We start from the raw sequence: 21,293 nt of genomic DNA, 5'->3' as shown, positions 1-21,293 counted from the left end.
AAATCTCCTACCGAATTATTAACTTGTCACCATTATAACACTGTTTATGATTATTTGAAAGCTTTTGTTGCTTCAATTGCTTTTTTCCATCCAGCATATAGCTCTTCGCTTGTTTTCGCTTCCATCGTTGGTTCAAAGCGTTTGTCCATATGCCACTGTTCTTTAATTTCATCTTGGTTTTTCCAATATCCAACCGCAAGACCAGCTAAGTATGCTGCACCTAGAGCCGTTGTTTCGTTGATCACTGGACGCTCTACAGGAACATCTAAAATATCACTTTGGAACTTCATTAAGAAGTTATTTTTAACTGCTCCGCCATCAACGCGTAATGTTTTCAGTTCAATACCTGAATCTGCTTCCATTGCGCATAATACATCTTTCGTTTGGTAAGCTAAAGATTCTAGCGTTGCACGAATGAAGTGCTCTTTCGTCGTACCGCGTGTTACACCAAACATAGCGCCGCGTACTTCACTATCCCAATAAGGTGTTCCTAGTCCAACGAATGCTGGTACAACGTATACACCATCAGTTGATTCAACGCGACTCGCATACACTTCACTCTCACTTGCATCTTTAAACATACGCATTCCGTCACGTAACCACTGAATTGCAGAACCTGCTACGAAAATACTTCCTTCTAATGCGTAGTTTACTTTACCATCTATTCCCCATGCAATTGTTGTTAATAGACCGTGCTCAGAAGCTACTGCTTTTTCACCTGTGTTCATTAACATGAAGCAACCAGTTCCGTAAGTATTTTTCGCCATACCTTCACCGAAACAAGCTTGTCCAAATAATGCTGCTTGTTGGTCACCAGCTACACCTGCAATCGGTACATTTTGACCGAAGAAGTGGTAATCAATTGTTTCTCCATATATTTCAGATGATGGACGTACTTCTGGAAGCATACTCTTTGGTACTGTTAACATGTCTAGAAGCTCATCATCCCACTGTAAGTCGTGAATGTTAAACATTAACGTACGTGATGCGTTTGAGTAATCTGTTACGTGTGCTTTACCACCAGATAGTTTCCATACAAGCCATGAATCAATTGTTCCGAATAATAGATCCCCGTTTTCTGCTTTCTCTCTTGCACCTTCAACGTTATCTAAAATCCACTTTACTTTCGTTCCAGAGAAGTATGCATCAATTAAAAGACCTGTTTTTTCGCGAACCATTTCGCTATAACCTTTTTCTTTTAACTCATCACAAATTTCAGCTGTTTGGCGAGATTGCCATACGATTGCGTTGTAAATTGGTTTACTAGTTGTTTTATCCCATACAACCGTTGTTTCACGTTGGTTCGTAATACCGATACCAGCGATTTGTTCTGGTTTTACATCTGCTTCGCTTAAGCAAGTTGCGATAACTGCTAAAATAGATCCCCAAATTTCTTGCGCATTATGCTCTACCCAGCCCGGCTTTGGAAAATGTTGTGTAAACTCTTTTTGAGCTGAATGAACAATTTCACCTTTTTTATTGAATAAAATTGCACGTGAGCTTGTTGTTCCTTGGTCTAATGAAAGAATATATTTTTTCATATCGGTTTCCCCCTTATGCTACTTTTCTACTATTTGTATTGCTTCCGCTTTTTTTACTTGTCATATAAGAGATTGCTAGTACAATCACAGTTGCGATAATCACATAAATAAGTGCTGAATTTTGTTTTCCTTCAAATACAACTTGATGGAATAAACCTGCAAGTGATCCACCTAAAATTGGACCAACTACTGGAATCCATGCATACTTCCAATTTGAACCGCCTTTTCCTGCAATCGGAAGGAAGAAGTGTGCGATACGCGGACCTAAATCACGTGCTGGGTTAATTGCGTATCCTGTTGTCCCACCTAATGATAAACCAATACTTACAATTAAGAAACCTACGATAAATGGATTTAATCCATCTGCAAATTTATTTGCACCAATTGCTAATATACCAAATACTAAAACGAATGTTCCAATCATTTCACTTAAAAGGTTTGCAAATGTGTTCGGAATTGCTGGACCTGTTGCAAATACACCTAACTTTGTTCCTGGATCTTCTGTTTCTTTCCAGTGTGGTAAGTAATGTAAATATACGATAACTGCCCCGATAATTGCCCCAATCATTTGTGCTGCGATATAACCTGGTACGTCACTCCATGGGAACGCTCCCTTAAATGCTAATCCTATTGTTAAAGCTGGATTCAAATGTGCCCCACTAATTGATCCAACCGCATACGCTGCAACCGCTACTGCTAAGCCCCAGCCCATTGTAATAACAATCCAACCTGAATCTTTCGCAAACGATTTCTTTAAACTTACACCAGCACAAACGCCGCCACCAAGTACGATTAACAACGCAGTCCCTATTAACTCTCCTAAAAATGCTGACATAGTATCCCTCCACAATCAATTTAAACGCTTCCAAATGTGATAGAGGTAAAATGAATGGCCATTCGTTTTTGTCAAAAGAAAAAGACCCACAGCTTGCACGCTTCTATATAAATTTATATAGAAACAATGAAATGTGGATCTCTACTTTTCTCCGTCACGTTTATTAACTTGTCTATAATGTTAACTGTAAATGAAAGCGGTGTCAACGAAAAAATTCACATTTTCGTCACTTTTTTTGGTAATGTTTCCATAGTTCGCGTTTTGATGTCGTAATTGCTGTCGCACCAGCGTTTAAAGCTCTTTCCACATCTTCTACAGTACGAATAAAACCACCCGCTAAAATCGGTACACCAGTACGCTCTTTCACTTCAGCAATAACATCCGTTAATGCTCCAGGAAGTACCTCAATATAATCCGGTTTCGTCTTATCTAAAAGATTGCAGCTCTTCTCCATCGCACTCGAATCGATTAAAAAGATGCGTTGTATTGCCACAACACCTTTTTGCTTCGCCTTCATAATAACGCTCGCCTTTGTTGAAAGTAACCCGTACGGTCTAAACTCCTGACATAAATATTCCGTCGCATGCCCATCACTCTGCAAACCATGAATTAAATCCACATGTAAAAACACCTTTTTACAATATTGCTTCGCAAGCGATATAACACTCTTCAATTGACCGACATGAATATCTAAAATAACAATATATTCATACGAACTATGTAATAGCTTTTCCAAATCTTTAATTTGCCTCACTGCCGGCAAAATCTTCTGTTCATGAAATTCCATTCTCTATATCCCCTTCTTTATGTCATCCTATCCTTTATAGTACACAATTTAAGTGAAAAGAACAGCTAGTGTAGGGGATTTCTTTCAAATCTTTCCTCTATCTATATATTTTCTTCAACTTATCCGATCCCATACCACCTATAATCATGAATGCAAGGGGTAAAAGATTCATTACATATGGCGCATCTGCTACAATTGTAATACTTGCTCCTGCAAACTTATTTAGCATCCATACAACGATTTTTGCAATAAACAAAAATACCCCTATCATAAATAGACTATCAAAAAATACCTTCCATTTTGGATACGCCAATTGCTTACTATCTTCAATTACTTTCTGCGTCAATTCTTCATCCCCCCTTAGCAATTCATCAATTGTAATACCGAACAGATCACTTAAATGAATAATAATTTCAATGCTCGGATAGTTCTTTCCCGTCTCCCATTTCGAAACCGACTGCCTACTTACATGAATTTTTTCAGCCAAATCATGTTGCGACCAATTTCTTTTTTCCCTTTCTTCTTTTAAACGTTCGCTAAAAATCATACTGTGTTTATCACCTCTCTACGTCTAGTATGGACAAATACATAATGAAGAGTAAAGCGAGTTGTCGTTGCGTTAGCTGTGCAACTTGTGCGTTACACCTGAAAATAAAGCTATGTAGTATGTCGATTTCATATATTTTTCTTCTATAATAATTTCCCGAACAATAATACAACGAACAGATACTAGTTAAGACTAGATTAGGCATAAAAAATACGCCATCCCTTCTTATCAGTCTCCAGAAAGAATAACGCAAATTTTCATTTTTACTCATCATTTTTCGGACTATATGAAAACCCCGGATCTTTCACAACAGGCCTCTTCTCCTTACGCAGGGAATCCATTACTTGCGGGCCAACATGTATATTACTCTCCACTATTTCTCTAGGAGTCAGTGCCATCCATTGATTTAACGATACATCTTCAAAACGATTACTTCTGAACATCTCTAAAAACCATAATGTTTCGGTACCTGTATTTTGAATATAATGCCCCGTCGCAAACGGTACATATCCGACATCGCCAGCTCTATAATCAAATGTACGAGCGGTACCATTTCCAAGAAACACAGTCATTCTCGCTTCCCCTGTCAAATAATATTGCCATTCATCATTATTCGGGTGCCAATGAAGTTCTCTCATTCCACCAGGCTCAACCTCAACGAGCGCTGCTGCGATTGTTTTGGAAATAGGAAAATTTGTAGAATCTACAATTCGAACGCTACCACCAGGCGTCTTAATCGGCTTTTGTTTTAACAATTCATGTTTAAATGTTAAAGGAACTTCTCCTTTCGGTGATTGAATTTCCTGACTTTCAAGCGAACCTGGCACCTCTCCTTGATAAATATAAACTTGATCTGAAGGGATAGAACGAAAAGCACTCTCAGGTACTCCGAAATTAGCCGACAACACTTCTTTTGGCGTATGCGCAAACCAATCAGAAATAGCTAAAGTAGATAAATCAGAAAAATGCCCATCATCGAAAACGAGTAGAAATTCACAATGTTCCAATCCTTGAATGGAATGCGGAATACCAGGCGGAAAATACCAAAGATCACCTGGTCCAACATCAGCAATAAAATTACGCCCATTTTGATCAACAGCCGTTATGCGCGCCCGTCCTAAAAGCATATACGCCCATTCCGCTTCTTTATGCCAATGTAGTTCTCGTACTCCACCGGCCGTTAAACTCATATTTACTCCCGCAATCGTCGTCGAAACCGGTAGTTCCCGAGCAGTAATCTCCCGAGACCACCCGCCTTGTTTCAAAATCATAGAAGTGTCCGAGAATGAAAACTTCAAGTTAGGAACTAACCCTGCATCCGTTATAGGCGGAACAAGCATATTCGGATTTTGAATATCCCGTATAACATTACGAGGTCCAGAATCAATCGCACCTGCTCCGTCGCTGCGGATTGGTTGTGGCACATTCCCTCCCGCTTCATTAACAGTACGTTTCTTCATGATTACACTCCTTTTTCATCCGATTAGTAAGTAAAAAGCCTCCATCATAGTGTATGAATTGGGCTTTGGATGGTTACAGTTACTATGGTTTAAACCGTGAAAAAACGCGTCTACTATTGTTATTTTTTATCGGAAATTCAATATTCCCCATCAAATCTTCTTGTTCATTTCTCAACTTATACTAGTATGTTTAGCGCTTAGGAAGACCAAAAAAAATAAACTAGAACTAACAAAAAACCCTGTAAAATTTATTACAGAGTTTTTCACCAATTATTTATTGTTTTACATATCGAATACGAACATTATCGTCCATTTGATAAATTTGTAATGTGTTTCCATAACTAATTCCTAACTCTTCACTTGCACCAACTGCACCCACAAGTACCCCTTAAAATAATTTATTCTTAGTTGGTTTTACTACCGATACTCTTCGCTGCCTCTTCAAACAGTTTCGAACCTTCTTGTGCTTTACTTAATGATTGATGCATTTTACTTTCGTCTTCTTGGTCCAATGCATCAAAGAGAAGTTGAAAACAATCCGCATATAGTTCCATCGACTGCTTTATCTTCGCCTGTTCTCCCTGTAACTCAGGAGGCGCTTGTAGATTCTTCAGTTTCGTTGCAGTTGCCTTTGCTCCACCTAAACTCAGTTGTACTTCACTTTTCTTTTGTTTATATGATTTTACGTCTGAATCTGCTATTCCTTCAATTAATTTCATTGTATCTTCAATTTGAGTAGCACTATTTATGATATCTGCCTTGTACCTTTCAACATCTGAACCAGTTACCTTACCAGTTGAAGAACTAGAAGAAGTTGAATTATTTGAAGAAGAACTTGGTTGACTACTTGATGAACTACTGTTTGTACCTTCACCTTTCGCTACAGATAAGCTATCCTCTTTCTTGCTATCAGTTGACTTACTCTCTTTTTCAGAAGTCTTATTCTCTTTCTCTACCTTTTGCGTTTCTTCTTTCTTTGGCTCAGCTTTCTTACCATCAGTTTCAATTGTAATACAACCACTCAATAACATAACTGGTAACGCTAAACTTACTAATTTCTTTGCTTTCATGATTACTAATACCCCTTTATTTGTAAAATGTAGTGCAAACAAGTTAATATACTTAACTAATAAATTTCCCCCGAATAATTTATTAAAATCTACTATCCATAGATTTCCTGTATATTCATAATCTTTCCATATATATCATTTTACAAAGAATTACATATTTGGTCAAAGGGATTTATGTAGTCCTTAAAAGAAAATTTTAATCACAAAGAAAAGAAGCTAACAATAAATTGTTAACTTCTCAATCGAAAGTAAAATACTATCTTTCCTTATCTTCTAATATCTAGGTTGTGATTGGATATTTGTAAGATGAACATCATACATATCAATGATTTCAAGAAATCTATCAGCTTCACGGAAAACATGGTCTGCTAATAACGGATGAATGATACTCTTTATTTTACATTGCTCAATTAAATCACGTGCTGTTTTCTTAAAATCCCGAAGAGATGCAACCGACACACGATTTTGATCTAAAAATTGATCTAAAAGAGGGGCTGTTTGGGATTGTGGTTTCATAGATTCTAAGTCAATTGCTTGATACATCAATTCATCAAAATCATTGCTAAAATTCCGCGCTGTATCTACAAGCTTTCTTTCCGATGGATCAAGAAGATGGCCAATAAATTTAGCATGGTCTGCCATAATCCGTAAAAAGAAAACATTTTCTTTAATAATAGCATCAGGAAGCGCATCTAATTTACCTTCATTTAATTGTATTAAACGTTTTCTAAAATAATCAGCTTCCCTACTTGTATGGTCAACTAAAAGTGGAAAGTTATTTTGTCCTGGCAATTTACATGTGAGAATTAATCCTAAAATTTTTCGTTTAAATCCCCAAATATTAGTTGCGGCTTGTTGTACTTCTGCATTAAATCTTTTTATTTGCTCAGGATCTGTTTCATTTGTATAGGAATGCGCTATTTGTTCAATATGTTCAAACAATCGATAAAATTGATTCGCCTCTTCGATTAGTTGAGTATCCTCGCACCTAAATCCTAAACGAAGAAAAAAAGAATGCTCCTTCATGATTCTAGACCAAAAACGAATTTCATTTAATGAACGCTCAACAAACATTACAGATGTAACACCTGTATCCGGATGTAATGAAGTTTCATCCCTATGCATTGTTAATCCCCCCCCAGTAAAATCCCCACTAGTTCCATTCTTATGAGTAAAAAAATATATAAATACCATCAATAAAAGTTTATGATGACTCTCTTATACATGTAAAATTAAACTAATATAACCTTAGCTTGATGAACATATACTGCTCCCGCAGAAGAAAAAAAGCTACCACCGAGATGTAAAATCCTACTAGGTGGTAACCTTTCAAAATTTCTATTAAAGCAATACCGAATCTTTATCACTTTCCTGATTACGTTTCTCACGCTCTTCTTCTAAACGCTTCATATATACTTCGCCTTCTTTTTCAATAAACTCATTATCCATATCTTGCTCTTTTTTCGAAGTATATAAAACCATGTAGCCACTTAGTACAATCCCGACAATCACAAGATACACCCACCATGGTAAAGTTTCCAAATCACTTCATTCCTTTCCTTAGACAAGCCTTATTAGTTTCACTTTATGAGGAAAGAAGTGGATTTATGCTTAAAATTTTTATTGTGGATGCTTCGCGAAAAATGCTTGTACATATTCCATAAACTCAATTGGTTCTTGACGAAACGGTGCGTGGTATCCTTTTTCAATAATATGAAACGTACTATTTGCAAATAGCCCATGATACAGTTCACCATTTTTCCAAGAAACGCTCTTATCGTGTCGTCCCCATATAATTAAAGTCGGCACCTTAATCTTATCGGCTTCCATCGCGATGCGGCGCTCTCTCATTTTCGTAAGCTGATCATAATGCTCTTTATCATCACGACTATTTTTTACTTCATTTTTATTATACTTCGTAATCTCGGTTACAGTTTGTAAGTCCGTCGATAGCGGTGGTACTTCATAACTTTCTTTTTGCTGGAAAGACTCTATCCCTGTAGCATCCGCCAAGATGAGATGCGTCACTGCATCCGGATATAAATACGCTAAATTGAGAGACATCTCTCCGCCCATCGAATGACCAAGTACTGCGAATTGATCATACCCGAGCTTCTTCATTAACTTATAATATAAATTCACTTGCGCAGGAAACGAATACTGAAAATCAACCGGCTTAGAAGAACGCCCAAATCCTAAAATATCAACCGCAATAATCGTATGATCTCGCACTAGTTCCGGATAAATATCACTAAACCCATCAGAAGAACCACCAAACCCATGCAACATGAGTAACGGAGGTTTCCCCTCACCAATTTGCTTAAAATAAATCGTCTGCCCATCAATTTGCGCCATACTCTCTTTCGTATTCAGCTTCATCATAACAGTATCTTTCACTTCTTCAACCTTCGCAATCGGCTTATCAACGAAGTTACATACGATAAGCAAAACAAGCACAATACCGCTAATCAAATAAAACTTAAACCGTTTCAAAGTTCCCGTCTCCTTTCTCAATTTGCTATTTAAAGTTTTTACATTTTTTGGTTGTTTTATGTTTTCTTTTTAATTGTAACTAAAACAGTTACAATTATACTAAAAAAATATAACTCATTTCTATTACTAATGGTTATTCTGTAACTATTATAGTTACAGATTTAAAGTAAGTCAATTCTTTTCTCTACATGACCTGAAAATAGAAAAAGGGACTTCATGTTGAAGTCCCTTTCTTTGTTATTATAGTTGGCTTACTCCGCCGCCGTCGCCTTTATTATCTGCTGGTGCTCCTCCTGTGTCGCCAATGTTAACGTAGTCTGGTCTTGCTGGTGCTCCGCCACCATCACCTCTATTTAAAGCATGTTGTTCAGACTCTGTAAAAGCAGTAAGCCCTAATGAAAGTAGTATTACTAAACCTGCTATCAATACATTAATTTTTTTCATTTATTTTAGCGCTCCTTCTTTTAAAAGTTTTTTTCGAGCTTGGCTACTAATATAAAAGTATTTACTAGCCTTTTCATGTTTTTCTTCTTGATAAAATTTATAAGCTAATATTTCTGCGTATTCCTTAACACAATCTAAAAGGGAGTGTTCTTCAAAATACGAAATACTTTCCACAGTTACTTTCTCTAACTCATTAGCACTCGAATTAATATTTAATTCCTTCAATATCATAAAGCGATGTTGAAATTCTTTATTTTGCAACTCATTACAAATTTTCAGCCCTAGTTCTATTAAGTTATTAGCAATTTCTATTTTGCCCAGTTTATAATTTTCCTCTGCTTCAGTAAAAATCGCTTTAAAATGCTTAGGCATTTTCTTAGTCACTTCACTTAAATGTCTAATTGCCAAATCTGATAAATTCTGACTACTATATAACCACCCTAAGTTACTTCTAACCATTAAAATATGTTTTTCTTCTTTATCATGTTGTTGAAGTAAATGGATTGCGGTATTAAAACTTTCCTCCGCTAACTCAAACTGTTTAAAATCAATACAACATAATCCTATGAAGTTATGACACAACGCCACGTTTCCTTCGTAACCTTTATGTTCACAAAATATTTCTTTCGCCTTTTTGATATAATCTAAAGCTAACATTTGCTGATATACTTGATAGTAAAAATATCCCATCCGATAATTAAACTCCGCATGTTCTATCGGATCTGCAATATATTTCAATAACTTCTCAGCTTGCTCATACTGTTCTTTCGCTTCGTTATAATTTGAAATTAATGTGCAATGAAACCCTTTAAAAAAGTGATAATAATAAGCTAAAAAGCCCTCTGTTGGAATTTCGAAAGATTCCACTTTATCAAAACTATCTTCTCTAACTGAAATCCAATCAACTAATGCATCATATCTAAAATTCAACAACGCATGATAAAGTAATACATCCTGATCCACATCCAACCCACTAATCTTACTTTCAATCTCCTCTTTCATTTCCGTAGCCTTCTCTATATTTTGCTGCAACATTACACGATACCAATCATCTAAAGAATGTTTCATTTGCTCCCTCGTTACTACATCTGCTCCCATACACTCGCATCTCCTTTTCTCCAAAATTACAAAATTAGGGTTTTTATACAATTATCAAAATTGTATATTACCACTCCTTTTCTATGTATTGAAAAATAATTATCAGAAAATTAAATGTTTTAATTAATTATACCAAACTTTTCCTTTTTAATAACTTGAGAAATAATTGTCAGAAAACTTAACAGGACAAATAAAAAGCAAGCAGTTCCAGCACTCCGCTAAAACTACCTGCTCTCCTACTTACTATCTCTATTTTTACTCTTTAATAAATTCCTTCGTACTTCTCACTGTATCAATTGGACGAACTAATTTTTCAATTTCTTCACGTTTTGGCTCTAGGAATGGAGGTAAAGATAATTTTTCGCCAAGTGTTTCGTATGGCTCATCTCCCATAAACCCTGGGCCGTCTGTTGCAAATTCAAATAAGATTTGTGGTGCAACTCTTGCGTATAATGATTCAAAGAAATGACGGTCTACATAACCAGATGAAGGAAGTCCAACGCTACTGATTCTCTCAATCCATTCTTCTAATACAGCGCGATCTTCTACGCGGAATGCAGCATGGTGCACTGTACCAAATCCTTGTTGTGCTTCAGGAAGAACCGTATTATGTTCTACAATAACAGAGGCACCGTTTCCGCCTTCGTTTACTTCAAATAAATAGAATTCTCCTTCTTGCGCAACCTCTTTAAATAATAGAACTTTCTCTAACACTTCTTTAAAGAAACTAAAGTTTGCGATACGAATAAATACAGGTCCTAAGCCAGTAATTGCGTATTCTAATGGAACTGGCCCGTTTTGCCACGGTGTACCTGATTCTATCCCATTATCTAATTCATCAGAGATTAGTTGATAGTGTTGGTCATCAAAATCAACGAAAGAAAGAGTTTTCTTACCGAATTGCTCTTTAATTCCTGTATGTTCTACTTCAAGACGGTCAAAACGTTTCACCCAATACGCTAACGCCGCATCAGTCGGCACTCGGAATGAAGTTTTTGAAATTTCATTTGTACCGTGTACTCCTTTTGGAACACCCGGGAAGTCAAAGAATGTCATATCTGTTCCTGCACTACCTTTATCATCTGCAAAGAATAAATGGTACGTTTGAATATCATCTTGGTTTACTGTTTTTTTAACTAAACGCATTCCTAAAACGTGAGTGAAAAACTCATAGTTTTTTTCTGCACTACTTGTAATCGCTGTAACGTGGTGAATTCCTTTTAATTGGTTCATTTTATATTCCTCCAATGGTTTTAAATTTTATATTTTCTCTTCAATAGGTGCTAAATTTGCTTCAATCTCTGCACGCTGATCTTCTAAGAACGGTGGTAAATCAAGTTTTTCTCCTAAATGTTCTACATCTCCATCAACTGTAAACCCTGGTCCATCTGTCGCAATTTCAAAAAGGATTCCGTTTGATTCACGGAAATATAAGCTTTTAAAGTAGAAACGGTCAATGATTCCTGAAGAATGGAAGCCTCTTTGTTTCACTTGTTCTTCCCAATAGGCAAGCTCTGCATCGTTTTTCACACGAATTGCTAAATGGTGGATGCTACCGCGGCCCGGTTTTTCAGTAGGACCATCTAAATATTTCACAACGATTTCTCCAAAAGCCTCTCCTTTAATGGACTGAAAAATTGCTTCCTCTTCGCTGTGGCTAACCTCTGTATAACCAAACATCTCTGTAAGTGTACTCGCCATTTTATCAAGTCTACGAACTGTCATTTCTACAGAACCCATTCCTTGAATTTGATGCTTTGCAGGAACTTCTGATTTCTCCCAAGTTTCCCAGTGCTCTACTTTTTCTCCGTTTGAAACGAGTAGTACTAAGCGAAGACCTTCAGCATCCTCAAATTGTAAAGCAGGACGATTTGCATATGTTGTCATTTCACTATGTTTCACATCAAATTTCTCAAATCGTTCTTTCCAGTAATGTAAGCTTTCCTCTGAAGGAACGAGTAATCCAATTCGAGTAATCGCATTTGTGCCGCGATATGTTCTTCCTACTAAAGGAATTTCAAAAAATGATAACTCTGTACCCGGACTTCCTGTTTTATCTCCGTAAAATAAGTGATACATGGATGGATCATCTTGGTTTACTGTCATTTTCACACGACGTAAACCAAGTACATTTTTATAAAAGTGATTATTCTCACTTCCGTTTTTTGTAACCATTGAAATGTGATGGTGCCCTTTAATTTCATACATTGATAATTCCTCCGTTTCATTTTACTAGTCAAGTGATAACTAAAAAATAATATGCTTCTTAGCTTTTCAATTTATTCTCATTATGTTTTTGTAAATTCATCTTAGTTTTTACTAAATAAGTTACTTCGTTTTTTAATCGAAAGCAACTGAGTGTATGTTTTTCATATGGCTCAATTACTTTCGTTACTATCACTTTACAACTCAAGTGATTAAAAAGCAAGTGATTTATCTCAAATTCGAGATATTTTTTTATTAAATAACATTTTGGACTAAAAACACGAGAAATTCTTGGTTTGAGGACATTATAAAATTCATAAGTTGATGGATGTGAGATATCGCCAGCATTTTTGAAAAAAACACGCTAAGAGTATGCGAGATTTTATACAGTTTTTTCGTTAATCCAATAACAGACAAGAACCCTAAAACCGCACCAGAATAGGAATGTATAAAAAATTGCATAGATTGATAGATCAAAAAAAGAAGGTTCCCTTGTGAGAGTAGGGTTCCTCCTTTTTCCTTGCTACCGATAATAGGACGTTATGTTAACTGATCATGTATAGGATATTCATATAGAAATTGTTTCTATCAATGCTGAATTATACAAAGAAGGAGGCATGATAATGAAAAAAGAACAATTAATATTAATTGCTAGTCTTACTCTTTTATTTCCTGTCCTTGAATTTTTCTTCCAGAAATATGATTACTTCAATTTTTACGCACATATAGGTATTATAGCCATTGCTGTATCAACTGTTGTATTCACACTCCATTATATAAAACGAATTTATTGGAAATTATCGATCGTATGAGGAAATTATGAAAGAATAGAATTTAATTGAATATGTTTTCTATTACCCGTTTCAAGCTTTTCCCCATACCTTTTACTGCCCATACTAGTTTAAGGAACACTTTAAAGATAGCATCCCATACGTGTTCATTAATAAAAAATTCGTATACTTTCTTTAACCACTCTTTCGGGGATTTACTCTTACGTTTAAACCTTTGCCAATGCGTTTCTTCACTAGTTTTCATAACTACCCCTTCTTTCTTAATCGAATATGCTTTCTATTAGAAGTTTTAACACCTCGCTATAATGATGAAAAGAACGAAGTTTATCATATCTGGCAATTTAATCACTCCTAATTTTAAATTAAATTCATTATATAACGATTTCTAAATTTTTAGTTAATTACTAGTGAGAATTAAGCAAAATTTAAACAAAAACACCTATGTTAGGCTTTAGTTACAGGTTTTCCCCCTATAAAATCAACTATTTGCGCCACCAACTATGGGGTACGCGAATTACTTTGATATTATCTTTGAACGAACAAAATAACTCCTTTCGAAAAACAAATGAACTGATATTAATCAACTTCCAATATCGAGAATTATGTAAATAAGCTGCCCATATGGACAGCTTATTGTATTTTTTCTGAAATGCTGGCGGTACTCAATTTAAAAGTTGATATGCCCCCATTCTAGTGGCAAGATATGTTTTATTAGTTCTTCGTTACACCCATGCGTACTTCTTAACTATTTTATTTCATTTTTAATAAAGTGAAACTTTAATCAGTGGGGGTTTTCTTCCCCCCCCACTGATTATCAGCCCTCACCAATCGGACTTTAATGACTTAACATTATGCTTATCTTGGGAGCAAGGTATTTTATCGGTGAGTGTATACAAACCATGTAATGCTTGCTGTTAATAATGCTGACGAAATCAAAGCTGTAAGAACACTATATGTTTGCCACATAAGTATTGTTGACCAATCGAAAGCGCAGCACAGTATACCCAGAGCAATCGTAGCGATCAGGAAAATAACTGTTACGGTTATTCTCTTTTTTGTCATTGGCTGTTGCTCATTCGTTCTCCTTCTGCGTAATCCTAAGAGAAATAGTAAAACGGCCAATAGGCAAAAAATAATTGTGATAGACGACAAAATGATATCCAAAAGCTGTGTGCCGCTTATTTCATATGACTGAGTTAGATTGCCTTCTAATATATCTTTAACTTTTAGTACCATGTTTGTATTGGTATTTGTGCCGTTGCTCAGCAAGGAGACGGCTGTTCGTTCATTTGGCAGTATGACTACTTCGGTTCTGAAATTTGGATTGCCCCCAGTGTGTTCTATAATCGTTTGTTCGGCATTTACGGACCAACCTGCCGCATAATACATACCGTTGACAGCCGAAACAGACATATCACCCCTATGTGATTTTTCGATAACCGTGTGAAATATTTCGGGTATGTCCTGCACGATACCCATCTGTATGCCCAGCCAACGAGCCATATCTTTTGTATTAGAAATGATGTAGCCTGCGGGTTTATTCCCAGCATAATCCGGAGCTTTAAATGGAGTTGTCATAAAAAAGGAAGAACGGTAGCCCTGTGCCAACTGTCCAGTAGCTTGAGCATCTTCTTTATAAACATACGTCTGGTGAAGACCTAGCGGCTGAAATACCTGTTCCTTCATAAAGTCTTCATAGCTTTGTCGCGACACAATCTCAATAACCAAACCCAATACGTCATAATTAACGGTTCCATAGTTATACTGTTCACCGGGAGGGAACGCCAATTCAGCATCAACGAGCATTTCCACAGTCTTTTGCAACATATCCGGTGTATTGCCTTGTGGAATATTTTGAAGATGCCTAATATTTGTTAGACCACTGGTATGGTGAAGAAAGTTATTTAGTGTAAGACTTTGCATATCAACAGGTTTCCCTTGATACTTTAATGTAAACCAAGGTAAATATTTTTGGACAGGGTCAGTCCTTGAGAGCAGCCCTTGCTCTTCCAATAGCATAATACCCATACCGGTAAAAGCTTTACTGACCGAGGCTAACTCATAGAGTGTATTTTCACTTGCAGATAACCCCTTTTCACGGTCTGCATACCCTGAAGAAAAGTAGAACACTTCATCATCAGCAATTATTGAGATTGACATTCCCGGCACACCTGATATACGACAGGCATCATCTAGCAACGCTTGTATTGCCGCAGATTGCGAATCTGACAACGCATAACTTTGTGTTGCGAATCCTGAGAATAATATAAATATCGTTAATACAAAAACAATAATCTTTTTCATAAACTCTCCTTTTTGGAAAATTATAAGAGAACAATATAAAGTGAACCTATAATCAGCCCTCACCAATCGGACGTTTACGGGCAGCCCGACCCCCACCTAACTTCTTTGCTCCAGCCAAATTTTGAGGTGGGAGTTTTACTGCCCGTTAATGTTCGATAAATAACCTCCTTTTACAACTACGAAACTAAATTTTAATGTATCTTTCTATTCACCTGTATAATATCAAATAATTGCGAATAGTTACACTTGAACGAACAGATGGATGTAATTTGAAACAACTTTAAAGAGCCTTGCTACGTAGAATGTAGTAAGGCTCTTAGCTTTTTAATAATCAAAATTCAATAACTTTATTATCATTATACAACAGCCCCACTAAGCTTTTAACACTTAATGAGGCCATTTGATTCACATTATTAATTATGAAACGTCGGCTTATAGAACGAACGATTATCAAGTGCAAAGACACGCTCTGTGTATTCGCCTGGTTTTGTGCGTCCTAATGCACGATCCATCATGTTCATTTTTGCATCTAAGTTATCGATGTAGTGCAGAATTTCTGCTTCTTTTACTAATGGTGGTTTTGGGCTACCCCATTCTGCTTTTCCGTGGTGAGAAAGGACGATGTGTTGAAGAATTAATACTTCTTCTGCATCGATGTTCAGCTCATCTGCCGCTTTACCAATTTCGTTCACCATAATAGAAATATGGCCTAGTAAATTTCCTTCTAACGTATACGTTGTAGAAATTGGGCCAGATAATTCGATTACTTTACCAAGGTCATGTAAAATAACGCCTGCATATAGTAAGTCTTTATCTAAAGATGGGTATAGATTTGAAATAGCTTTCGCTAAATCAAGCATCGATACGACGTGATAAGCTAGTCCAGATACGAACTCGTGATGATTTTTCGTCGCTGCTGGATATTCTAAAAATTCGTTTTGATGCTTATTTAATAAATGTCTTGTTAGACGTTGAATGTTCGGATTTCTCATTTCGAATATGTATTGCGTAATTTTTTCAACCATATCTTCTTTTTTCACTGGTGCTTTTTCTACGAAATCCGAGATATCTGTTACTTCATTTTCATTCGCAACACGGATTTGTTTCACACGTAATTGAATACGTCCTTTGTAGTTTAAAATATCACCAGCTACTTTAACGATTGTTTCTGCTACATATTGTTTCTCAACTTCTGGCGATACGTCCCATAGCTTCGCTTCAATATCTCCACTTGGATCTTGTAAGATTACTGTTAAAAATGGTTTCCCATTGCTTGCGATACCTTTTGTCGCTGTTTTAATTAACAAGAAAACATCGACTTGTTCACCAACTTCATATTCTGCAATTTTCTTTTTCATTCGAATTCCTCCACCATATCAGTTACTTTTAGTATAGCATACTACAACTCATTTTCTTTACGCTTATGCGTTAATTTTATAATCTGTTTTTCTGTAAAATACGTTAATAAATGCGCATGACATGTAAAGAAGATAACTTGTCTATCTTTCGCAATTTCCTTTATTAGTTCAATCGTACGATTCGTCCTTACCGCATCAAAATGCACGAAGCTATCATCAATAATAAATGGATAATCATGCTCAAATGTTTTCGCTAATGCAAATCTCAGCGATAAATATAACTGCTCTGCTGTCGCTTGGCTTAGTTCATGACTGTAAAAACGCATACCGTCATTACGCTCAACGATGAACGGTTCTGCCTCTGACGGTGAAAAGATTTTACTATATCGTCCGCCTGTTAAATACACAAAGTACTCTTCTGATTTTTGTAAAATACGAGGAAGATGTACTTCATGATAATATTGCTTCGTTTTCGTTAATACTGTCTTTGCGGCCGCATAAGCAGCCCACTTCTTCACTTGTTCACGCACTTGCGCTTTTTTCATTTCCCATTCGTGCAGTAAATCACCGTACGTACTACCTTCTTCTAAATTCGCGATTTCCATACGATGTTTCGCAATACGCTCTGTCAGTTCTTTCTCTTTCATAAGACAATTTTGCGCAGCTGTCATTTCTTGCTTTAATTTTTCATCATAACCGTCAGCCTCATAATGTTCAGCTAATGATAAACTCGTTAAACGCTGTTCTAACAGATCAATTTGCGGTAATAAACGCCCGACTTGCTGCGCAGCATCTTCACGTTTTTCTGCCAGTTTACCTGCTTTTAAAAACATCTCTTCATCTGTAGAATGTGCGATATGCCATAAACTATCTCGTTCTACTAACAGTTGTTTTAATTGCTCTTGCATGAACTCATATTCTTCTTGCCATTCCACAAGCTTCTCTTTTAACTGCTTACAAGTTTGGCGCTTTTCTTTCTCATTTTGCATACGGATTTGCGCCTCGTGCAGCTTACTATACTCCGCACTACCAATAACAGTTTCTAGTTTATGTTCAAATTGCGAAATCATTTCATATAATGAAGATTTCCGCTCACTTTGTTTCTCTAACTCGCGATATAATTGCTGCATTTTTCCCATACGCTCAAACGCCGGCAATATGTGTGCATACGTATAAAATTCAGGGAACATATAGCGCACTTTATACACATCGACTTGTTCTCCCGCCTGGAACTTTTCTCTCTCCCATTCCTCATACGATGAAACGACTTTATCATACGCTCGTTCCAACTGCTGTAACTTATACGACTCGCGCTCAAATAACTTCCGAACCTCTTCATCTTTTTCTAACTGATAACGAACAGACATCGCTTCTTCACTTTGTCTCCCGCCAGCACTTTGCTGAAGTGTAAGGAACTCTTCTTGTAATCCACTTGATGGATCTTTATATAAAACAAGGGCGAGAACAATCCCTACAAAAACAATGACACTAATAAATAAGAGCGCTCGGTTATCTATAAATAAGCTTGTGAATAAAACAAGCGTGTTAATAAGAAGTAACAGAAGACAAACTCTTTGCCACTGCTTTTTCTTTTGCTTAGCTGCTCCTGCTTTTTCCTCATACTTACGCTTCATTCTCTCTGCGCCCATACCGATAAACGCCGCATCTTGGAATGATTTCTCTTTCTCAACTAACACATTTCTCTCTTCATCCACTAACATTTGTTTCTTAATCTGTCTTATATTTTCTTCTTGTTCTTCTAATTGCTCTTGCGCTACTTTAAAACGATCATCAAGCTGTGCTTTTTGCGTTTCTAATTCACGCGCCTTTTGCACTGTTTGCGTAATTAACTCTTTCGTTGCCAAACTCATATCAAACGACAGAACTGTTTCCTTTTCAAAAGTAGCACCAATTTGTTGTTCTAGTTCTGCGATTTCTTCTTTTATATTCGTAATACTTCCTGTCATATCACGCATTTCTTGGCGTGCATTTTCGTAAGACATATGCTGCATACGAAGTTCTTCTACATAACTTTCTTTTTGTAAAAAATCCTCATCTATTTGAATTGATTCTATTTCCGATTGCACATTCTCAATTTTTTTATAGAGCGAATCAACTTGTAATTGGAGCGGCTCCATCTTCGCTTTAATTGCTTCATAACGCGCCATTCCGTTTACAGGAAACTGCCCGCTCTCGTTCTCTAACACTTTCTCATGCGCACGTTTTTCAATAACGAGTGGCTCAAGCGCTGCTAATATTTCATAATCTTGCTTTCGTTTTTCTGCACTCTCTTTTTCCCCGCGAACAGAAGCAAGCTTCTCTTCACTTTCTTTTAACTGCTCCACTTGTTTTTCATACGTGCCGATTTTCCCTTGCCACTCTTTCATCTTCTCTTCAAGTTTCTTCATCTCTTGCAATGACACGTTAATTTCTGGTTTACGACCACTCGGCTTGAAGCGCTGGTCCATTTCTTTTTCTAGCTTTTTATCTAACTGCAATAGCGCATCACTTCCGACTGCACTTGCCGAAAATAAATAATTGCCAATATCCGCTTCGCCGAGCTGATGAATGTTTTGAAGGCCATGCATATCAAATGAAAAGACAGATTCAAATAAACTTTCATTCATCCCGCTTAATATATCGTTTAAAATTTCTTCTCCGCCCGTTTTCCCGTCTTCAAAATAAACGATCACCTCGCCAGCTGCCGTCTTTGGCAATCGCTCAATTTTCAAACGACCGTACTGCTCCGTTTGCACAATGATCGCACCGCCATATTTTCCGCCTTCTTTCGGCTCATAACGGCGCTGTCCTCTCGTCGGAAAACCGAATAAAATACTTTTCATAAATGAGCGAATTGTCGATTTCCCCGCTTCATTTTCACCGTATAACACTGTCAGCAAGGAAAGATCCATTTCCACATTTTCTAATTTTCCGTACCCATAAATATGGAGTTTTTCAATTCTCATTTTTTATCCCTCTCTTGCTGGAATAATTGTTCTAAAATAATATTTTCTGCTTCCTTCTGAATCTCTTTCTTCTCTTCTTCTGTAAAAGATTCAATACTATTACGCGCTACAGGAGATGTCCAAATAGTTCGCAATACTCCGTCCATATTAGTGAAAGCTTCTAACTCCTTTAGCACACTACCGACGAAATGATTTTCCGCTTTCAAACGTTCGATTTCCGCAAAAGAAACCGTCTCATTTTTCCACTTCATCGCATATACGAAGTCTTTTCGCTCTTCTCCAGATGCTAAAATGTGAAAAATCTCTTCCACACGCTTTTCGTCGCGCAAATAAGGGGAAAGTGGGCCTTGTCCTGTAAATACGACAGTTAATAACGTACCTTCCTCTTCTCTTCGGCATTCATTCATCGCAGTAGATATGCTTGTCATAAGTTCATCAACAGTTTCAAGTCCATCAATACAAACTTCGATTTCATCCCATACAACATCTGCCGTATGGAAAAATGAACACTGCGTTCCTTGTTTCGTAAGTTCAATAAGGTACGCACCCTTCTCGCCTGTTTCCTTACGATGACGACCTTGTATGTTCCCTGGATAAATAATGTATGGTTCTTCTGATAAAATTTCACGTTTATGTATATGGCCAAGAGCCCAATAATCAAACTGTTTTTCTTTCAACTCACGAATTTGAAACGGTGCATAGCGGTTATGCTCTGCATCTCCTTCCACACTTCCGTGAAGCATACCAATATGAAAAGTCGCATCACTCATTTTCGTATACTGCGCTGTCATATTATCCGTTACCGCTTGCTGCAAATAACTAAAACCATAAATAGAAGCTAATAGCTCACCATTTTTATAAAATGATTTCTCTTCTACATAAGGCTCAGTAAATACATGAACATTTTCCGGAAACTCAATTGCTGCCCAGCTTCCCCCTAAATGATCATGGTTACCGTGAATAATAAAAACAGGGATATTGTATTGCGAAAGTCTCTTCATTTGCTCACGCACAAACACTTGCGCCCTCAAACTTCTCGTCTCCGCATCATACAAATCCCCAGCTAGTAATACGAAATCAACGCGCTCTTGAATCGCTTTATCAACAATACGCTCAAATGATTCAAACGTACTTTGCTTCATTCTCTCCCAAACAGACTGCGCAACATTCATCTCCATCCCTTTAAACGGACTATCCAAATGCAAATCAGCCGCATGTATAAACTTTACTTGTTTCACAAATAACGATCCTTTCTATCTTTCAAAAGTTTCATTTTATCAAAATTAAAATCGCTGAAAACTAATAATTATCGAGAATAAAAATATTCTCGATGATTAAAGTTTCATTCTATTTTACCACGCAATGTCATATATTTCTTTGCATATTGTAGCATT

Annotated in this window: 19 protein-coding genes; 1 reads left to right on the top strand and 18 read right to left on the bottom strand. The window is 36.7% G+C overall.

Translation table 11 applies throughout. The features are described 5' to 3' along the window. Positions 1 to 50: 50 nt before the first annotated feature. The 13 genes from glpK to NST86_RS05425 form a co-directional block, all read right to left on the bottom strand. On the bottom strand, positions 51 to 1,541 hold the full coding sequence (glpK, locus tag NST86_RS05485) for a glycerol kinase GlpK (protein ID WP_000760006.1): 1,491 nt from the start codon (positions 1,539 to 1,541) through the stop codon (positions 51 to 53). Positions 1,542 to 1,554: 13 nt separating this feature from the next. Next, positions 1,555 to 2,376 (bottom strand): glycerol uptake facilitator protein GlpF, encoded by an 822-nt coding sequence (gene glpF / locus NST86_RS05480; RefSeq protein ID WP_001272195.1) that lies wholly within the window; start codon positions 2,374 to 2,376, stop codon positions 1,555 to 1,557. 226 nt (positions 2,377 to 2,602) lie between these two features. Next, positions 2,603 to 3,163, bottom strand: a complete 561-nt coding sequence (gene glpP, locus NST86_RS05475) for a glycerol uptake operon antiterminator GlpP (RefSeq protein WP_000394285.1) — start codon at positions 3,161 to 3,163, stop codon at positions 2,603 to 2,605. A gap of 97 nt (positions 3,164 to 3,260) precedes the next feature. Then, entirely contained in the window at positions 3,261 to 3,710 is a 450-nt protein-coding gene (locus NST86_RS05470) for a helix-turn-helix domain-containing protein (RefSeq protein ID WP_061663879.1), read from the bottom strand. A 263-nt stretch (positions 3,711 to 3,973) separates the two neighbouring features. Further along, a complete protein-coding gene (locus NST86_RS05465; RefSeq protein ID WP_340933306.1) occupies positions 3,974 to 5,170 on the bottom strand; it encodes an oxalate decarboxylase family bicupin in 1,197 nt (398 codons plus the stop codon). 404 nt (positions 5,171 to 5,574) lie between these two features. Continuing rightward, complete coding sequence (locus NST86_RS05460) at positions 5,575 to 6,240, bottom strand: DUF7018 domain-containing (lipo)protein (RefSeq protein WP_000644835.1); 666 nt, start codon at positions 6,238 to 6,240, stop codon at positions 5,575 to 5,577. Positions 6,241 to 6,513: 273 nt separating this feature from the next. Then, on the bottom strand, positions 6,514 to 7,365 hold the full coding sequence (locus NST86_RS05455; RefSeq protein WP_000554479.1) for a DUF2935 domain-containing protein: 852 nt from the start codon (positions 7,363 to 7,365) through the stop codon (positions 6,514 to 6,516). Positions 7,366 to 7,581: 216 nt separating this feature from the next. Further along, the gene (locus NST86_RS05450) at positions 7,582 to 7,782 is read right to left on the bottom strand and encodes a sporulation YhaL family protein (RefSeq protein WP_000449225.1); all 201 of its coding nucleotides are present in this window, start codon (positions 7,780 to 7,782) and stop codon (positions 7,582 to 7,584) included. A gap of 78 nt (positions 7,783 to 7,860) precedes the next feature. Beyond that, positions 7,861 to 8,733 (bottom strand): alpha/beta fold hydrolase, encoded by an 873-nt coding sequence (locus NST86_RS05445; protein ID WP_000819468.1) that lies wholly within the window; start codon positions 8,731 to 8,733, stop codon positions 7,861 to 7,863. 240 nt (positions 8,734 to 8,973) lie between these two features. Then, complete coding sequence (locus tag NST86_RS05440) at positions 8,974 to 9,177, bottom strand: hypothetical protein (protein ID WP_000723609.1); 204 nt, start codon at positions 9,175 to 9,177, stop codon at positions 8,974 to 8,976. Continuing rightward, positions 9,178 to 10,275 carry a response regulator aspartate phosphatase gene (locus NST86_RS05435; protein ID WP_000500590.1) on the bottom strand — a complete coding sequence of 366 codons (1,098 nt, stop codon included), beginning with the start codon at positions 10,273 to 10,275 and terminating at the stop codon, positions 9,178 to 9,180. Positions 10,276 to 10,530: 255 nt separating this feature from the next. Further along, a complete protein-coding gene (locus tag NST86_RS05430; protein ID WP_061663881.1) occupies positions 10,531 to 11,508 on the bottom strand; it encodes a ring-cleaving dioxygenase in 978 nt (325 codons plus the stop codon). Between the two features lie 27 nt (positions 11,509 to 11,535). Next, on the bottom strand, positions 11,536 to 12,483 hold the full coding sequence (locus NST86_RS05425) for a ring-cleaving dioxygenase (protein ID WP_016117366.1): 948 nt from the start codon (positions 12,481 to 12,483) through the stop codon (positions 11,536 to 11,538). Positions 12,484 to 13,103: 620 nt separating this feature from the next. On the opposite strand from NST86_RS05425, the gene NST86_RS05420 reads away from it, so the two are divergent. Further along, on the top strand, positions 13,104 to 13,292 hold the full coding sequence (locus tag NST86_RS05420) for a hypothetical protein (protein ID WP_016117365.1): 189 nt from the start codon (positions 13,104 to 13,106) through the stop codon (positions 13,290 to 13,292). Positions 13,293 to 13,314: 22 nt separating this feature from the next. Here NST86_RS05420 and NST86_RS05415 read toward each other — a convergent pair whose 3' ends face one another. The 5 genes from NST86_RS05415 to NST86_RS05395 all read right to left on the bottom strand — a co-directional run bounded on the left by NST86_RS05415 (position 13,315) and on the right by NST86_RS05395 (position 21,137). Continuing rightward, positions 13,315 to 13,515 (bottom strand): hypothetical protein, encoded by a 201-nt coding sequence (locus NST86_RS05415; RefSeq protein ID WP_000858032.1) that lies wholly within the window; start codon positions 13,513 to 13,515, stop codon positions 13,315 to 13,317. Between the two features lie 632 nt (positions 13,516 to 14,147). Then, positions 14,148 to 15,575, bottom strand: coding sequence for a serine hydrolase domain-containing protein (locus NST86_RS05410; protein WP_137026001.1), 1,428 nt, complete (start codon positions 15,573 to 15,575; stop codon positions 14,148 to 14,150). Positions 15,576 to 15,988: 413 nt separating this feature from the next. Beyond that, positions 15,989 to 16,933, bottom strand: coding sequence for a 3'-5' exoribonuclease YhaM (gene yhaM / locus NST86_RS05405; RefSeq protein ID WP_063264014.1), 945 nt, complete (start codon positions 16,931 to 16,933; stop codon positions 15,989 to 15,991). A gap of 41 nt (positions 16,934 to 16,974) precedes the next feature. Next, a complete protein-coding gene (locus NST86_RS05400; protein WP_061663645.1) occupies positions 16,975 to 19,899 on the bottom strand; it encodes an ATP-binding protein in 2,925 nt (974 codons plus the stop codon). Then, positions 19,896 to 21,137, bottom strand: a complete 1,242-nt coding sequence (locus NST86_RS05395; RefSeq protein ID WP_000815710.1) for a metallophosphoesterase family protein — start codon at positions 21,135 to 21,137, stop codon at positions 19,896 to 19,898. Before NST86_RS05395 ends, NST86_RS05400 begins: the two co-directional genes overlap by 4 nt. Between the last annotated feature and the right edge of the window lie 156 nt (positions 21,138 to 21,293).

Origin of the sequence: Bacillus sp. FSL L8-0199 (genome assembly GCF_038005705.1) — a bacterium.
GTDB lineage: Bacteria > Bacillota > Bacilli > Bacillales > Bacillaceae_G > Bacillus_A > Bacillus_A cereus.
Note: the sequence above shows the minus strand (reverse complement) of the source record. Positions and strands in the feature narration are given on the sequence as shown.

Excerpts from the sequence above, each read along its gene's own strand:
- glpK (WP_000760006.1), bottom strand. The coding sequence starts at position 1,541 with ATGAAAAAATATATTCTTTCATTAGACCAAGGAACAACAAGCTCACGT.
- glpF (WP_001272195.1), bottom strand. The coding sequence starts at position 2,376 with ATGTCAGCATTTTTAGGAGAGTTAATAGGGACTGCGTTGTTAATCGTA.
- glpP (WP_000394285.1), bottom strand. The coding sequence starts at position 3,163 with ATGGAATTTCATGAACAGAAGATTTTGCCGGCAGTGAGGCAAATTAAA.
- NST86_RS05470 (WP_061663879.1), bottom strand. The coding sequence starts at position 3,710 with ATGATTTTTAGCGAACGTTTAAAAGAAGAAAGGGAAAAAAGAAATTGG.
- NST86_RS05465 (WP_340933306.1), bottom strand. The coding sequence starts at position 5,170 with ATGAAGAAACGTACTGTTAATGAAGCGGGAGGGAATGTGCCACAACCA.
- NST86_RS05460 (WP_000644835.1), bottom strand. The coding sequence starts at position 6,240 with ATGAAAGCAAAGAAATTAGTAAGTTTAGCGTTACCAGTTATGTTATTG.
- NST86_RS05455 (WP_000554479.1), bottom strand. The coding sequence starts at position 7,365 with ATGCATAGGGATGAAACTTCATTACATCCGGATACAGGTGTTACATCT.
- NST86_RS05440 (WP_000723609.1), bottom strand. The coding sequence starts at position 9,177 with ATGAAAAAAATTAATGTATTGATAGCAGGTTTAGTAATACTACTTTCA.
- NST86_RS05435 (WP_000500590.1), bottom strand. The coding sequence starts at position 10,275 with ATGGGAGCAGATGTAGTAACGAGGGAGCAAATGAAACATTCTTTAGAT.
- NST86_RS05430 (WP_061663881.1), bottom strand. The coding sequence starts at position 11,508 with ATGAACCAATTAAAAGGAATTCACCACGTTACAGCGATTACAAGTAGT.
- NST86_RS05425 (WP_016117366.1), bottom strand. The coding sequence starts at position 12,483 with ATGTATGAAATTAAAGGGCACCATCACATTTCAATGGTTACAAAAAAC.
- NST86_RS05420 (WP_016117365.1), top strand. The coding sequence starts at position 13,104 with ATGAAAAAAGAACAATTAATATTAATTGCTAGTCTTACTCTTTTATTT.
- NST86_RS05415 (WP_000858032.1), bottom strand. The coding sequence starts at position 13,515 with ATGAAAACTAGTGAAGAAACGCATTGGCAAAGGTTTAAACGTAAGAGT.
- NST86_RS05410 (WP_137026001.1), bottom strand. The coding sequence starts at position 15,575 with ATGAAAAAGATTATTGTTTTTGTATTAACGATATTTATATTATTCTCA.
- yhaM (WP_063264014.1), bottom strand. The coding sequence starts at position 16,933 with ATGAAAAAGAAAATTGCAGAATATGAAGTTGGTGAACAAGTCGATGTT.
- NST86_RS05400 (WP_061663645.1), bottom strand. The coding sequence starts at position 19,899 with ATGAGAATTGAAAAACTCCATATTTATGGGTACGGAAAATTAGAAAAT.